At 69.6% G+C, this 13,895-nt stretch carries 16 protein-coding genes; 5 read left to right on the forward strand and 11 right to left on the reverse strand.

What is annotated here, in order from left to right:
- Nucleotides 1–31: 31 nt before the first annotated feature.
- The 5 genes from FBY35_RS23200 to FBY35_RS23220 form a co-directional block, all read right to left on the reverse strand.
- Complete coding sequence (locus FBY35_RS23200; protein WP_142215920.1) at nucleotides 32–1,612, reverse strand: ABC transporter substrate-binding protein; 1,581 nt, start codon at nucleotides 1,610–1,612, stop codon at nucleotides 32–34.
- A 116-nt stretch (nucleotides 1,613–1,728) separates the two neighbouring features.
- A complete protein-coding gene (locus FBY35_RS23205) occupies nucleotides 1,729–2,490 on the reverse strand; it encodes an SDR family oxidoreductase (protein ID WP_142215921.1) in 762 nt (253 codons plus the stop codon).
- Between the two features lie 17 nt (nucleotides 2,491–2,507).
- Nucleotides 2,508–3,269, reverse strand: coding sequence for a 3-oxoacyl-ACP reductase FabG (gene fabG / locus FBY35_RS23210; protein ID WP_142215922.1), 762 nt, complete (start codon nucleotides 3,267–3,269; stop codon nucleotides 2,508–2,510).
- A 154-nt stretch (nucleotides 3,270–3,423) separates the two neighbouring features.
- The gene (locus FBY35_RS23215) at nucleotides 3,424–3,807 is read right to left on the reverse strand and encodes a DUF3037 domain-containing protein (protein ID WP_142215923.1); all 384 of its coding nucleotides are present in this window, start codon (nucleotides 3,805–3,807) and stop codon (nucleotides 3,424–3,426) included.
- A complete protein-coding gene (locus tag FBY35_RS23220) occupies nucleotides 3,804–4,655 on the reverse strand; it encodes a HipA family kinase (RefSeq protein WP_142215924.1) in 852 nt (283 codons plus the stop codon). Before FBY35_RS23220 ends, FBY35_RS23215 begins: the two co-directional genes overlap by 4 nt.
- 216 nt (nucleotides 4,656–4,871) lie before the next feature.
- Between FBY35_RS23220 and FBY35_RS23225 the strand changes: the two genes are divergently transcribed.
- Together FBY35_RS23225 and FBY35_RS23230 are read left to right on the forward strand one after the other, a co-directional pair.
- Nucleotides 4,872–5,033: a hypothetical protein gene (locus tag FBY35_RS23225; protein ID WP_186357040.1), complete on the forward strand. Its 162-nt coding sequence runs from the start codon at nucleotides 4,872–4,874 to the stop codon at nucleotides 5,031–5,033.
- 83 nt (nucleotides 5,034–5,116) lie between these two features.
- On the forward strand, nucleotides 5,117–5,611 hold the full coding sequence (locus FBY35_RS23230) for a Rieske (2Fe-2S) protein (RefSeq protein WP_142215926.1): 495 nt from the start codon (nucleotides 5,117–5,119) through the stop codon (nucleotides 5,609–5,611).
- On the opposite strand, the gene FBY35_RS23235 is transcribed toward FBY35_RS23230, so the two are convergent.
- A complete protein-coding gene (locus FBY35_RS23235) occupies nucleotides 5,598–6,248 on the reverse strand; it encodes a cysteine hydrolase (protein ID WP_186357041.1) in 651 nt (216 codons plus the stop codon). The two genes, FBY35_RS23230 and FBY35_RS23235, sit on opposite strands and share 14 nt — an antisense overlap.
- 134 nt (nucleotides 6,249–6,382) lie before the next feature.
- Between FBY35_RS23235 and FBY35_RS23240 the strand changes: the two genes are divergently transcribed.
- Complete coding sequence (locus FBY35_RS23240; protein WP_142215928.1) at nucleotides 6,383–6,850, forward strand: pyridoxamine 5'-phosphate oxidase family protein; 468 nt, start codon at nucleotides 6,383–6,385, stop codon at nucleotides 6,848–6,850.
- Nucleotides 6,851–6,937: 87 nt separating this feature from the next.
- On the opposite strand, the gene FBY35_RS23245 is transcribed toward FBY35_RS23240, so the two are convergent.
- Nucleotides 6,938–7,858: a LysR family transcriptional regulator gene (locus FBY35_RS23245; protein ID WP_142215929.1), complete on the reverse strand. Its 921-nt coding sequence runs from the start codon at nucleotides 7,856–7,858 to the stop codon at nucleotides 6,938–6,940.
- A gap of 74 nt (nucleotides 7,859–7,932) precedes the next feature.
- Between FBY35_RS23245 and FBY35_RS23250 the strand changes: the two genes are divergently transcribed.
- A complete protein-coding gene (locus tag FBY35_RS23250; protein ID WP_399208705.1) occupies nucleotides 7,933–8,889 on the forward strand; it encodes a DMT family transporter in 957 nt (318 codons plus the stop codon).
- Nucleotides 8,890–8,892: 3 nt separating this feature from the next.
- Here FBY35_RS23250 and FBY35_RS23255 read toward each other — a convergent pair whose 3' ends face one another.
- The gene (locus FBY35_RS23255) at nucleotides 8,893–10,224 is read right to left on the reverse strand and encodes an aminotransferase class I/II-fold pyridoxal phosphate-dependent enzyme (RefSeq protein ID WP_186357042.1); all 1,332 of its coding nucleotides are present in this window, start codon (nucleotides 10,222–10,224) and stop codon (nucleotides 8,893–8,895) included.
- Nucleotides 10,225–10,247: 23 nt separating this feature from the next.
- On the opposite strand from FBY35_RS23255, the gene FBY35_RS23260 reads away from it, so the two are divergent.
- Nucleotides 10,248–10,916 carry a pyridoxamine 5'-phosphate oxidase family protein gene (locus FBY35_RS23260; protein WP_142215932.1) on the forward strand — a complete coding sequence of 223 codons (669 nt, stop codon included), beginning with the start codon at nucleotides 10,248–10,250 and terminating at the stop codon, nucleotides 10,914–10,916.
- 47 nt (nucleotides 10,917–10,963) lie between these two features.
- On the opposite strand, the gene FBY35_RS23265 is transcribed toward FBY35_RS23260, so the two are convergent.
- The 3 genes from FBY35_RS23265 to FBY35_RS23275 form a co-directional block, all read right to left on the reverse strand.
- Nucleotides 10,964–11,953: a DMT family transporter gene (locus FBY35_RS23265; protein WP_142218120.1), complete on the reverse strand. Its 990-nt coding sequence runs from the start codon at nucleotides 11,951–11,953 to the stop codon at nucleotides 10,964–10,966.
- A gap of 171 nt (nucleotides 11,954–12,124) precedes the next feature.
- Complete coding sequence (locus FBY35_RS23270) at nucleotides 12,125–13,117, reverse strand: DMT family transporter (protein WP_142215933.1); 993 nt, start codon at nucleotides 13,115–13,117, stop codon at nucleotides 12,125–12,127.
- Nucleotides 13,118–13,200: 83 nt separating this feature from the next.
- Nucleotides 13,201–13,725, reverse strand: coding sequence for a Clp protease N-terminal domain-containing protein (locus FBY35_RS23275; protein ID WP_186357043.1), 525 nt, complete (start codon nucleotides 13,723–13,725; stop codon nucleotides 13,201–13,203).
- Nucleotides 13,726–13,895: the final 170 nt, after the last annotated feature.

Consider the following 13,895-nt stretch of genomic DNA (forward strand, 5'->3'; position numbering starts at 1 on the left):
AGAACCTACCGGGGGCCACTGACAACGGGGTCTACCAGCTGGCCTTGCGGTACAGCTGCCACATCTGCATGAACGTCTGCGGGTTGATCGCGAGTTCGCCGCCGCCGATCTCCTCGCTGGAGGCGACGTACATCTTGCCCTGCCACAGCGGCAGCAGCCGAACGTCGTCGCCGAAGATCTCCTGTGCCCGCTCGAACTGCTTGGTGACCGCACCGCGGTCGCTCTCGCGCCGGGACGCGGGCAGCAGCTGATCGGTGATCTCGGGGCTCTCGTACGGCATGCTGAGCGCGTTGTTCTTGCCGACGAACGGCGCCACGAAGTTGTCCGGGTCCGGGAAGTCGGGGAACCAACCGCGTCCGAAGACGGGGTACTCGCCGGCCTGGTACGCCTTCCTGAAGTCCTTCTCCAGCTTGCCCTCCACCGTGACCTTGAACAGGCCGGTGGCGTTGAGCTGCCGCTTGAGCTCCTCGAACTCGGCCTTGGAGGCGGAGCCGTAACGGTCGGAGGAGTACCCGAACCTCAGCGACACCGGCTTGGTGATACCGGCGTCCCTGAGAATGGTCCGTGCCTTCTCCACGTCCGGCTCGCCATAGCGGTCGAAGAACTCGGTCGTGTGGCCGGAAATGCCCTTGGGGACCATGGAGTACAGCGGCTCGGCCGTGCCCTGGTAGACCTTGGCGACCAGCGCGCCGCGGTCGACGACCTGGGCGATCGCTCGGCGCACGGCCAGCTTGCCCGCCATGGGGTCCTTGGAGTTGAAGACCAGGTAGCGGATGTCGGCGCCGACCGTCTCGACGAGCTGGAGGCCGTCGTACTCCGGCTGCTTCGACTGGAACTTGACGACCTCCTGCGCGGTCAGACCGCGGTAGATCGCGTCGATCTTCTTCTTCTTGAGCTCGCCGACCATGACGTCGGAGTCCTGGAAGTAGCGGATGGTGACGGAGTCGTTCTTGAGCTTCGCGAACCCTTCGTACTTGGAGTTCTTGGTCAGCTCGGCCCGGTCGCCCTTCTCATAGGAGCTCAGGACATACGGCCCCGAACCGGTCAGCCCGCCGTCCTCGCGGAGCTTGTCCGCCGGGTACTCATTGGGCGGGACGACGGACATGGCGGGCGTGGCCAGGATGAAGGGGAACGTGGCGTCCGCGGTCTTGAGTTTGAACTTCACGATGCGGTCCCCGGCGATCTCGACCTTGTCGAGAGAGCCGAGCAGACCGTTGGGGCCACCCTGCACATCGATCTTCTGGATCCGGTCGATGGAGTACTTGACCGCCGCGGCGTCGAGCTTGTCGCCGTTGGAGAAGGTGAGGCCAGGCTTGAGCTCGCACTCGAAGAGCTTGTTGCTGGCATCGGCGAAGCGGCAGGACTTCGCGGCGTCGGGCTGCGGCGCCGCGCTGCCGGCCGGGAAGCTCACCAGCGTCTGGAAGACATTACTCAGCAATTCCCATGAGCCGTCCCAGGCTGCGGCCGGATCGAGGGTGGTGGGCTCACTCATCGTACCGACCGTAATCTTCTGCTCGCGCTCGGTGCTCTCACCCGAAAACAGGCTGCATCCGGCCAGCAGAGATATGGACGCTAGGGCTGCAGCGGCCTGCAGGCAGGTCCGGTAGAACACGTGCACGCTCCTCGTTCAGCCATGGGTCGGCCGACCATACCGCAGCGCCCTGCCGGGTCAATCCGATGGGCCCGGCAGGGCACTTCACACATTCAGGAACAAAAGCCCCGGGGTGCTCAGTGCACTCCGGCATTGAGGAAGATACCCCCGTCGACGACCAGCGTCTGCCCCGTGATCCAGTCCGATTGGTCAGAAGTCAAAAAAGCCGCCGCTCCACCGATGTCCTGCGGCATACCGAGGCGCGCGAGTGGGTACGCCGCGGCCGCCTCTTCCTCCCTGCCCTCGTACAGGGCTTGGGCGAACTTGGTCTTGACCACTGCCGGTGCGATCGCGTTGACCCGGACACCCGGCGCGAACTCGTGCGCCAGCTGCAGGGTCAGGTTGATCATCGCCGCCTTGCTCATGCCGTAGGAACCGATGAAGGGCGAAGGAGCGAGACCGGCGACGGAGGCGATGTTCACGATCGCACCGCCGTTCTCCTTCTGCCATGCCCTCCAGGTCTGCTGGGCGAAGCCGAGCGCCGAGATCACATTGGTCTCGTACACCTTGCGTGCCACATTCAGGTCGAGATCGGCCATCGGCGAGTAGACCGGGTTCGTGCCGGCGTTGTTGATCAGGAAGTCGACGCGCCCGAAGGCCTCCATGGCGCGCTCCACGGCTGCCGCCTGGTGTGCCTCGTCGTGGGCCTTGCCCGCCACGGCAATCACCCGGTCGGCGCCCAGCCTCTCCACGGCCTCCTTGAGCGCGTCCTCACCACGGCCGGTGATGCACACTCGGTCACCGCGGGCGACGAGCGCCTCGGCGACGCCGTAGCCGATGCCGCGGCTCGCACCGGTGATCAGTGCGACCTTTCCGCTGTCCTGCACTTCTGCGGTCATGTCAGTCGTCTCCCGGTTCAATTGAGCGGTCCGCCGGCCACGTACATGACCTGGCCGGAGACAAAGCCGGCCTCGTCGCCCGTGAAGAAGGCGATTGCGTTGGCGATGTCCTCGGGGAATCCGACGCGCGCGACCGGGATCTGGGTGGCGGCAGCGGCCTGGAACTCCTCGAAGCCCATGCCGACGCGGGCGGCCGTCTGCGCCGTCATCTCGGTGACGATGAAGCCGGGGGCGACGGCGTTGGCGGTGATGCCGAACTTGCCGAGTTCCTTGGCGAGGGTCTTGGTGAAGCCCTGCAGACCGGCCTTGACGGCTGAGTAGTTGGCCTGGCCGCGGTTGCCGAGCGCCGAGCTGGAGGACAGCGAGACGATACGGCCGAATCCGGCGTCCACCATGTGCTTCTGGCAGGCCTTGGCCATCAGGAACGCGCCCTTGAGGTGCACGTTCATCACGGTGTCCCAGTCGGACTCGCTCATCTTGAAGAGCAGATTGTCGCGGAGCACGCCCGCGTTGTTGACGAGGATCGTCGGCGCGCCGAGCTCGGCGGCGACGCGCGCGACGGCGGCCTCCACCTGGGTGCCGTCGGAGACGTCGCAGCCCACGGCGAGGGCCTTGCCGCCGGCCGCGGTGATCTTCTCGACGGTGTCCTTGCAGGCCGCCTCGTCGAGATCGAGTACGGCTACGGCGCGGCCCTCGGCCGCCAGCCGTACCGCGGTGGCTGCGCCAATGCCGCGCGCTGCGCCGGTCACTACGGCGACACGCTGCTCGGTGGTGGACATGCTGGTTCTCCTCGCCCTTGGATGCGGCTCACCCGGTACGTCCCACGTCCCACGGATGAGCGACCGCTTAGTACCTTCAGCAGACGAGACGCTAGAAGCCCTGGCACCCGGTGTCAACGGCCCATCGGGTGCGCCCCGTCACGCGCCGGATCGCTCACCGGACGAGCAGGTCGAGCAGCCGCTGCACCTCGGCGCGCGGATCGGAGGTGAGTCCGGTGTGCACGGGGCCCGGCTGTACGACGGTGGAGCGCGGCGCGATCAGCCAGCGGAAGCGGCGTCCCGCGTCGTCGCGCGCCGCCTGGCCTGCGTCCTCGCCGCCCCGGCAGACGCCCTCGACAGCCCGCAGAGCGGCGCGTACCCCCGTCACATCGGCACGCGGGTCGAGGGCCTTGAGTTTGTCCTCGTCGAGATAGGTACGGGCGGCGACGAAGGACTTGGCGCGGCAGTAGACCACCACACCGGCGTTGAAACACTCACCGCGCTCGACCCGCGGCACCACGCGCAGCAGCGCGTACTCGAAGACATCGCGTTCGCTCACTGGCCCGCTTCCCTCGTGCTCTTGGTCGGGTGCGGCCAGAGGGTCAGATGCTCGGTCAGCCATCCGGGCGCCTGCGAGGGCCGGGGTTTGGAAGGCGCGCTCAACGAGATCCGCTCATGGATGGTCGCGGCACGGGGCAGCAGCGCCTCGACATAGGCCCTGCGCAGCGCGTCCGTGGTCCCGAAACCCGGCTCGTCGACCAGCCATTCGTCCGGGACGTCGGCGGCGACCTCGCTCAGCAGCTCCTCTGTGACCAGCGGCGCGAGTTCGGCGGCGGCCGCGTCGATGTCCGGCTCGAAGGGCGCGAGAGCATGGTCGGAGGCGTCGTAGGGCTTGGCCGCGGAGGCCGCGGCGCCCGGCCAGTTGTGGTGCCAGATCATGGTGGCTCCATGGTCGATCAGCCACAGGTCGCCGTGCCACACCAGCATGTTGGGGTTGCGCCAGGAGCGGTCGACGTTGTTGATCAGAGCGTCGAACCAGACGACCTTGCCGGCCTCGGCCGCGTCCACCTCGTACGCGAGCGGGTCGAAGCCGAGCGAACCGGGCAGGAAGTCCATCCCGAGGTTGAGCCCGCCGCTCGCCTTCAGCAGCTCCTGGACCTCCTGATCGGGCTCGCCCAGACCGATGACGGGGTCCAGCTGGATGGAGACCAGCTCGGGCACCCGCAGACCGAGCCGCCTGCCGAGCTGTCCGCAGATGACTTCGGCGACCAGAGTCTTGCGGCCCTGTCCCGCTCCGGTGAATTTCATGACGTACGTGCCGAGATCGTCCGCCTCGACGATGCCCGGGAGCGAACCGCCCTCACGCAGCGGCGTGACGTAGCGGGTCGCTGTGACTTCGGAGAGCATTGCCCCACAGTACTTCGGGGCGGGCCGGTGATCGCTCGTAATTTCGCTTGTCATGGCCTGCGCGAACATGCCAACGATGCCCCATGGCCGCTCGGGAAAGCTCCCGGTGCTCCTCAGCCCGTACTCCGCTGCGGGCATCCAGCTGGTGATGCACGAGTGCGGATGGTGGCCGGCCGTCTCGCAGTGGTTCGCCGAGCAGGGTTGGTCCTCGCGCACATGCTGCGCTTCTCGTCGGCGCTGCTCGCGGCCGGACGCCCGCATACGGTTCTGCCGCTCTCGGGAGCCACCCATCTGGTCACAGAGGAGGACCAGGCGAGCAACCTGATGCTGTTCGAGACGGCCTTTCTGCAGAAATCCTTGAATTCCACGAGCATCTGAACGTGTCGCGCCGCCCACTCGTACCCCATCAAGAACCGGCCGCTGTGCGGGGGCCGGACAGGGACCGTTGAGAGGGAGCCACCATGACCGGATCGCAGGGTTCTGCGCGGAACATGACGCGTCGCACCGTAGTCGCCGCGGTGGGCGGGGCCGGTCTCGCCGCCGCGTTGACCGCGTGCGGCAGCTCGGACGACGGCAGCACGTCGGTGGCCGACAAGCCGGCGGGCGGGGCAGGCGCCGACAAGGCGACAGGCGGGCAAGGGGGTGACCAGTCGGCCGGTGGGACTGGGGGCGGCGGCAAGGAACTCGCCAAGATCACCGACATCCCAGAGGGCGGGGGCAAGGTCATCGGCGATGTGGTCGTCACCCAGCCGAAGCCGGGAGAATTCAAGGCGTTCTCGTCCAAGTGCACCCACCAGGGCTGCGCGGTGAAGCAGGTTTCGAACGGCATCATCAACTGCCCGTGTCACGGAAGCCAGTTCAGCGCGGCGGACGGCAGTGTCACGAAGGGGCCCGCCACCTCGCCGCTGGCTCCGGCGTCGATCTCTGTCGACGGGGGCTCGATCAAGCTGGCGTAGGCCGGCGGAGCCGTTTCCAGCAGGACAGGACATCGTCGGTCGTGGTGATGGTGGCGACCAGCGCCAGAGTGTTGCGGACCATCGCGGGGGTGTACTCGGCCGGCACCCCCGCGATGGCGTCCTGCGGAACCACCGCCGTGTAGCCGTGGTTGACCGCGTCGAAGACGGCGTTGGGGATGGCGACATTCGCCGAGACCCCGGTGACGACAAGCGTGCGGCAGCCGAGATTGCGCAGCAGCGCGTCGACGTCCGTGCCCGCGATGGGTGACAGGCCGTGCAGCCGCCGTACGACGAGATCCTCGTCCGCGACCCGAATCGGCGGTGCGATCCGGACGGCCGTCGTACCGGAGAGCTGTTGGACGGGCAGCCGGGCGGCGGCGCGGAACAGCCGGGCGTTGTGGTTGGCGCCGCGCCCGTCGGGACGCCGCTCGGCGACCGCGTGGAGCACCTGCACGCCCGTCTCATGAGCCCCGGCGACCAACCGGGCGACCTTGTGGAGCGCGCCGGACGAGTCGGCCTGCGCGGCGAGTTCGGGCAGCGCGCTGTCCTTCCCGACGACACCTTGCTGGCACTCGACGGTGAGAAGCACGGTGGTGGCCGGGTCGAGCTGTTCCAGGAGCTGTTCGACGGACGGCACGACGTCCCCTCTCCACTCGGAGCATCGAAGCGCTGGGCGCGCGACGGTAACCGCCATTGCGCGATGACGGAAGAGCCCTCATGATTTCTGACACTCAGTCAATTACATGGGTCAGCCAGGAGGAGGGACCGCGCATGGCCGTCACACAACGCCGGGGCCGTCGCATCATGATGACGCCCGCCGAACTGGACGAGTTCCTGGCCGGGCAACGCACCTGCAGGGTGGCCACCGTGTCCGCGGACGGCCGACCGCATGTCAGCGCCCTGTGGTTCGCCTGGGACGGGACTTCACTGTGGCTGTACTCCATCACCCGCAGCCGCCGATGGGCCGAGCTGCGGGCCGACCCGCGGATCGCGGTCGTGATCGACGACGGCGAGGAGTACGGGGAGCTGCGCGGCGTCGAGCTCTCCGGTACAGCCGTCTTCGTCGGCGAGGCACCGCGCACCGGTGAGCCGTGCCCCGAACTGGACGTACCGGAAAGCCTGTTCGCGCGGAAGAACTTCGGCATCGACCAGATGCCGCACGACGGCAGGCATGCCTGGCTGCGGCTGACTCCTGATGCGATCGCGTCGTGGGACTTCAGAAAGCTGTCGGGCCTCTGAGCGGTCGCAGACGCTGTGGCCGACGAACTCGCAGCCAGGGTCTTTCCGGACGCAGCTACTGTCAGGCCGCAGTAAGACGCGCTGCTGTCAGGCCGCCGAGCCCTTCGTGCCTTCCCTGCCGGCGGCTTCGCGCAGCGCCGCGACCACCGCCCTGATCGACGGCCGACGGTCGGCGTCCGTCCGCCACAACGCGTAGATGTGCCTGAGCATCCGCTGCCGTACCGGTACCAGCCGCACACCCTCCGGCACCCAGCCGCGCCCCAGCCTGGGCGTCACGCACACCCCCAGCCCTGCCTCGATGAGTGCCAGCTGCGTGTGGTGCTCCTCCGCCATGTGCGCGATCCGTGGCTCGAAGCCCTTCGAGCGCAGCGTGAACATCAGCCACTCGTAACAGAATTCGCCTTCCGGCCACGACACCCAGTCGTCCTTCGCGAACTCCTCCAGATCCACCTCGGTCCGGTCCGCCAGCGGATGATCCGCGGGCATGGCGACATCGGGGATGTCGTCGAGCAGATGGGCCTGGGCGAGCCCGCCGGGCATGGGCAGTCGTTTGTTGCTCCAGTCGAGAACGACGGCGAGGTCGAGGTCGCCCCTGACCACCTCCCTGATCCCCTGTTCGGGCTCCACCTCGCGTGAGCGCACGCGCAGTTCGGGATGGGCCGAGCGCAGTGAGGTCAAGGCGGCCGGGAAGAGGCCGCGGGCGGCCGTCGGAAACGCCCCGATCCGCACCTCACCGACGACCTGTCCGCGCTGTGCCTCGATGTCGGACTGGGCGAGTTCGACTTGGGACAGGATGCGGGCGGCATGGCCGGCGAGCAGCTGGCCGGCGTCCGTGAGACGGACTCCGCGCCCGTTCTTCGCCAGCAGCTGCTGACCCACCTCCCGCTCCAGCTTCGCCATCTGCTGGGAGACGGCCGAGGTCGTCACATGCAGTCCGTCGGCCGCTGCGCTGACCGAGCCGTGACGGGCCAGCGCGTCCAGTGTCCGCAGGCGCTCCAGATTCAACATGTAAGCAATACTAAGCGAAGGCGGCAAATAATTCTCGCTTGTCCTACGAGATCGGGGACGCGATCGTTGACGCCATGAGCACCGCTGTCCCCTCCAGAACCTCTTCGGCACCCACCCTCACCCCGACCGGCTCCGCACGCCGCCGCGGCCTCGACTGGCGCATCCGGTTCGCGGTGCTCTCCACCGTCTGGGGCTTCAGCTTCCTCCTCATCAAGGTCGGCACCGGCGCGTACGCCCCCTTTCAAGTGACGTTCGGCCGGCTTTTGTTCGGTACGGCGGTGCTGGCCGTCGCGATGACGGTCCGGCGGGACCGACTGCCGCGCGGAATCCGCACCTGGATGCACCTGGCCGTGGCCGCCTTCCTGCTCAATGCGCTGCCGTTCTCACTCTTCGCCTACTCCGAGCTGACGATCCCCTCGACGCTTGCCGGGATCTGCAACGCCACCTCGCCGCTGTGGGGCATGGCTCTGTCGATGGTTGCTCTCTTCGAGGACCGGCCCACCCGCCGCCGGGTCGCCGGGCTGGGCATCGGCTTCCTCGGCGTGCTGACGGTGCTCGGTGCCTGGCAGGGCTTTTCGGGGCTCGACCTCGGCGGCACGGCGATGGCGCTGCTCGCCTCGCTGAGCTATCCGATCGGCTGGATCTATGTCCGCCGCACACTGGCCGGCAGCAGCCATTCCAACCTCTCGCTGACCGGTGCCCAGCTATTGCTCGCGACTGTTCAACTAGCTGTTGTGACGCCGCTGTTCACCACGCTGCCGACGTCCTTCCCGCTGCTCCCGCTGCTGGCGGTGATCGCGCTCGGCGCCCTGGGAACGGGCTTCGCGCTGCTCCTCCAATACGGCCTGGTGGCGGAGGTCGGCCCCACGACCGCGCAGATGGTCACGTACTTCATTCCGGTCATCGCGACAGCTGCGGGAGTCGCGGTACTGGGCGAGCAGCTCGGCTGGAACACGCCGGTCGGCGCGCTGATCGTCCTGGCGGGCGCGGCTCTGACCCAGAGCAGGCCGAAGGCGCCCTCCGCGCCATAAGTCCTAGCCGTAGCTGCGCGCGGGCGGCGGGCCGGCCGCCGCGGCGACCGCGTCGGCAACCTGCCCGATCTCGTCCATCGCCAGGCCCGAGACGGTGAGCCGCACGGCGGGCGGCGACGACATCCGGAAGCGGGCCCCCGGCGCCACAGCCCACCCCGCGCGCAGCAGCCGGGTCACGGCTCCGGTCTCGTCGGGCACGGGCACCCAGACGTTCATGCCGCTGCGGCCGCGGGCCTGGACACCGCGCTCTGCGAGGGCCTGTACGAGCGCGTCGCGGCGCTGCCCGTAGGAGCGTGCGACCTCCCGGGAATCCACAGCTCCGGACGTCCACAGCTGGACGACCGCGCGCTGGAGCAGCCTGCTGACCCAGCCCGGTCCGAGCCCCTGCCGGGCCATCACGCGATCCACGGTGACGGCGTCGCCCGTGAGCACGGCGACGCGCAGATCCGGGCCGTACGCCTTGGCCGTGGAGCGTACGAGCGCCCAGCTGCCCGTCGGCCCCGCGAGGGGGTACAGGGGCAGATCGACGATGGCGTGCCCGTGGTCGTCCTCGATGAGCAGGGTGTGGGGGAACTGGGCAAGTACCGCGCGCAGTTCACGCGCGCGTGCCCTGCTCACGGCTGCGCCGGTGGGATTCTGGGCACGGTCGGTGACGATGAGCGCCCTGGCTCCGCCGGTCAGTGCCCGCCGCACCTCGCCCGGCAGCGGCCCCTCGTCGTCGAGGCCGACCGGTACGGGCTTCAGGCCCAGCGTCGACACCAGATCCAGCAGACTCCCCCAGCCTGGGTCCTCGACGGCGACGGCGTCACCGGGCTTGAGGTGGGCGGCAAGTACACGCTCGATGGCGTCCAGCGACCCCGATGTGACGGCGACCGGCCCATAGGGCACCCCGTCGGCGTCCATCGCGGCTCGGGCGAGACGCCCGAACTCCGCGTCGACAGAGGCCTGTCCGTACAGACCGGGCTCCTGGGCATTGCGCCGGGCCGCGGCGGCGAGGGCTTCGTGCAGCGGGGGCAGCAGTGCGGGGTCCGGGTTTCCCTCGCCGAGGTCCCGCACTCCGGGGGGCGCTTCGACCCCGATGGTCCCGCGGGGGGTGCCGGCCGGGCGTGGGCGCACTCGGCTGCCCTTACGTCCGGCGGTCTCGATCACCCCGCGTTCGCGCAGGGTCCGGTACGCGGACGCGACGGTGTTCGGGTTGACGCCGAGCTCCGCTGCCAACTCCCGCATGGGCGGCAGCAGGTGCCCCGGCTCGAGGTCGCCCGTGCCGACCCCGCGCTCGACGCTGGCGGCAATCTCCGATGCGCGGCGCCCTACGATCCGATACTCTCCTAGCACAAACGACATTATGCACTAGTGCAATGGAGAAGGCAATGCCGGACGCATACGAGCCGACCGACCGCACCGTCCCGACGCGTGCCAAGGAGCGCGCGGCGTACGACCGCGAGCTGGTCCACTCGATACTGGACGGGGCGTATGTCTGCCACCTCGGTTTCGTCCGTGACGGCGCGCCGGTTGTCCTGCCGACGCTGTACGCCCGCGTCGACGACCGCCTCTACATACACGGCTCGACGGGCTCACGCCCCCTCCGCATGGCGGGTGAGCCGGATCCGGGCCTCGCCGTATGCCTGACGGTCACTCATGTCGACGGCCTGGTCCTGGCCCGCTCGGCCTTCCACCACTCGATCAACTACCGCTCGGTCGTGGTCCACGGCACGGCCCACCAGGTCACGGACGTCAAGGAGAAGCGCACGGCCCTGGACGCCCTGGTGGACCATGTGGTCCCGGGCCGCTCACTCGACTCGCGCCCGGCCAACCCGAAGGAACTGGCGGCGACGGCCGTCCTGCGCCTGGACCTGACGGAGGTCTCGGCCAAGCTCCGCACGGGCGGCCCGAACGACGACGCGGAGGACACGGCGCTCCCGTACTGGACAGGGGTGGTCCCCGTGACCACGAACCTGGGAACCCCCCTCCCGGCGGCGGACCTGGACGAGTCGATCGGCGTACCGGCCTACCTGACGCGGAGCTGAGCTCTCAGCCCGGGGGGTCGGGGCCGCGCCCCCACCCCACGCATCTCCTACCGCCGCCCCACGCGCGTCTCCGCCACTGCCAGCCCCGCCACCGCCGTCAGCAGCAGCAGCGTCCCCGCCACCGTCGCCGCCGTCAGCCGCTCGTCCAGCACCGTCACGGCGATGACTGCCGCGCTCACCGGTTCGAGCAGCATGATCACCGAGACCGTCGCGGCCCGGACCACCGCCGCCCCGGCAAAGTAGAGGGCGTACGCAAGCGCCGTGGGCACCGCCGCCACATAGGCGAGCAGCAAGACCACACGCCCCAGTTCCTCGGTGTGCGGGAGCAGCCCCTCCGCCAGCGCCGGCGGCAGCAGCCCCACAGCTCCGATCGCGAACGCCCAGGCCGTAGTGGAGAGCGAGTCGCCGCCGCCACCGCCGCGTCCGAGCCACCGCGTCAGCAGGGTGATCGCCGCGTATCCGGCAGCGGAGAGCACGGCGAGGGCGACGCCCACCGGCCGTACTGTCCCGCCCCCGCCGCCGAGTACGAGCACGAGCAGGCCGGACAGTGCCCCGGTGACCGCCATGACGCCGCCGCGCCCGAGCCGCTCGCCCATCGTCAGCCGCGCACCCACCGCGATCAGTACGGGGCCCGCGCCCAGCGTGACGACCGTGCCGACGGCGAGCCCCGTCACCTCGACGGCCGCGAAGTAGGCGCTCTGGAAGACGGTGAGGCCGATACCCGTGGCCACAATCCGCAGCAGCCGGCGACGGCGGGGTTCACCGGCCGCGGGGCGGCGCACGGCAGTCCTGCGCCGCATGCGCAGCGCCAGCACGCCCAGCAGCAGCACCAGCCCCCCGGCGCAGCGCCAGAACGACAGCGCGAGAGGACCGAGGTCGCTCGCCTGGAAGACCAGCGAGGCAGCCGCGCCCGCGGTCCCCCAGGCGACCCCGGCGAAGATCAGATAGAGCAGGCTCCGCCCGACGGGCGCAAGGCTCGGCAGCGGGCCCGGCACCGGCACATGTGCGGGCACGCCGACAGCGGGAGTTGAGGACATTTTCGACACGTGACTTCTCCGTGTGAAGAACGGGATGGTGGGTCGCTCGGCTCCGTCACGCGGGCAGCGACTGACCACTCGGGGACACCCCGAGCCCGGTCTTCGTCAACGGCTGGCCGCCCGCGCTAAGCGGCAGGCGGCGGAAGTACGGTCGAATGCATGGCCGTCACCCTACGGGGCGGCGTGCGGGGCCGACAACCGTCCCTCGGGCACAGCGGAATCGGTGGGGCCACCCCCGGCGACCGGTCCGGACGGCGCCTTCGGAGCCTGTGACTGCGCGATGAACGCGCCCGCCAGCACCACAGCACCGCCGAAGATCTGCGGCACCGAGAGATGCTCCCGCAGCAGTACCCACGCCAGCACGGTCGCTATGACCGCCTCCAGGCATGCCACGACGCCCGCCACCTGCGGGGAGAGCCTGCGCACCGAGACGACTCCGGTGACATACGCGAGCACCGTGGCGATCAGGACGATCCAGCCGAGGAGAAGCGCCGCGGGCACCTGCGTGCCGCCCATGTCCGCGTTCGCGCCGAGGAGCGAGAAGTCCATCTCCCACGGCCGCGCCACCAGCGTCAGTACAGCCGCGCCGATGAGCAGTCCGTACGCGATGACGCCCAGCGGGTCCGCCGCGTTCTCCCCGTCCCCGCCGTGGTCGGACAGGACGAAGTAGCCGACCTGGCAGCAGGCGGCGGCCAGGGCAAGCAGCAGCCCGACGACGTCGAAGCCGACACCCGACCACACCTCGACGACGCACGCGAGACCGGCGACGGCCAGAACCACGCCGAACGCGGCGGCCCTTGTGACCGGCCTGCGCTGGACGAAGCGCACCCATCCCAGGACGAGCGCGGGCGCGAGATATTCGATGAGGAGCGCGACACCGACGGGGATCCGGGAGATCGCCGCGAAATAGCAGGCCTGTACGCCCGCGACGGCGAGCAGCCCGAAGCCGACGAGCAGGGCGGGCCTGCGCAGCACGAGGTCACGGTGGCGCCAGACCACCGGCAGCATAACGAGGGCCGATCCGGCCACGCGAAGCCACACCACATGCAGCGGGTCGAGACCCGCTTCGATCAGCGGCTTGGCCGCCACTCCCGATCCACCGAACGCGAACGCCGAGCCCAGGGCGAGTCCCAGGCCGGCGTTTCTTCCCATCGACGCTTGCATCGGCACATCATGACAGTGCACGACAGGACCGTCACCCCCGTGACACATGTCGAGACGCCCATACCTGGAGCTGCGTCCGGCGGTCAGCCGGCCGCAATCCGCCCGCCGAGCACAGCCGGGTCCATCCCGGCTCTCCGCAGCACCTCCACGGCTCGGCACTCCCGATCCACGGCGAGGCAGGCGAGCAGATCAATGCCCGCAGCCCGTGCCTCGCCGCGCAGTTCGGCCCGCTCCAGCGCGGCCCCCATCGCGGCGGCAGCCGCCGGCGACCATCCCGACAGCCCGCCGTCCGTCTCGCGTACGACGGGAAGGGTGCCCGAGTCCTCCACCGACCCCTGCCAGCGCAGGCCGTATCCGATGCTGCGCTGCACGAGATAGCCGAGGACGCGGGCGACCTGCGGCCCGTCGCCGAGCGTCGTACGCACCTCGGCGTCCGACTCGATCAGTGAGTGCAGCAGATGGGCCGTGTCGACCTGACGGTCGCCGTCACGAAGGGCCCTGCGGCGCGCACCCGCGACCACCGAGGCCAGCTCCACTGTGAGCCGTGCATCGATGTCCGTACGGGTGGCTGCGGGCCGCCGGGGCACCCGCGGGGCAGGGCTTTGCACATCTCCCAGCCCATCAGTTCCACAGGGCCCGGGCGTCCCCGCAAGGGCCCATGTGCGCCTCCCACGGAGGTTGGGCATGCGTGACCGGTTCCTCCTCCCTACGGATGAGATCGCGCCACTTCTCCCCCAAGGGGGCGCGCCGCCTTGCCCGATCCAGACCTGACTGTTCA

The sequence above is a fragment of the Streptomyces sp. SLBN-118 genome (genome assembly GCF_006715635.1).
GTDB lineage: Bacteria > Actinomycetota > Actinomycetes > Streptomycetales > Streptomycetaceae > Streptomyces.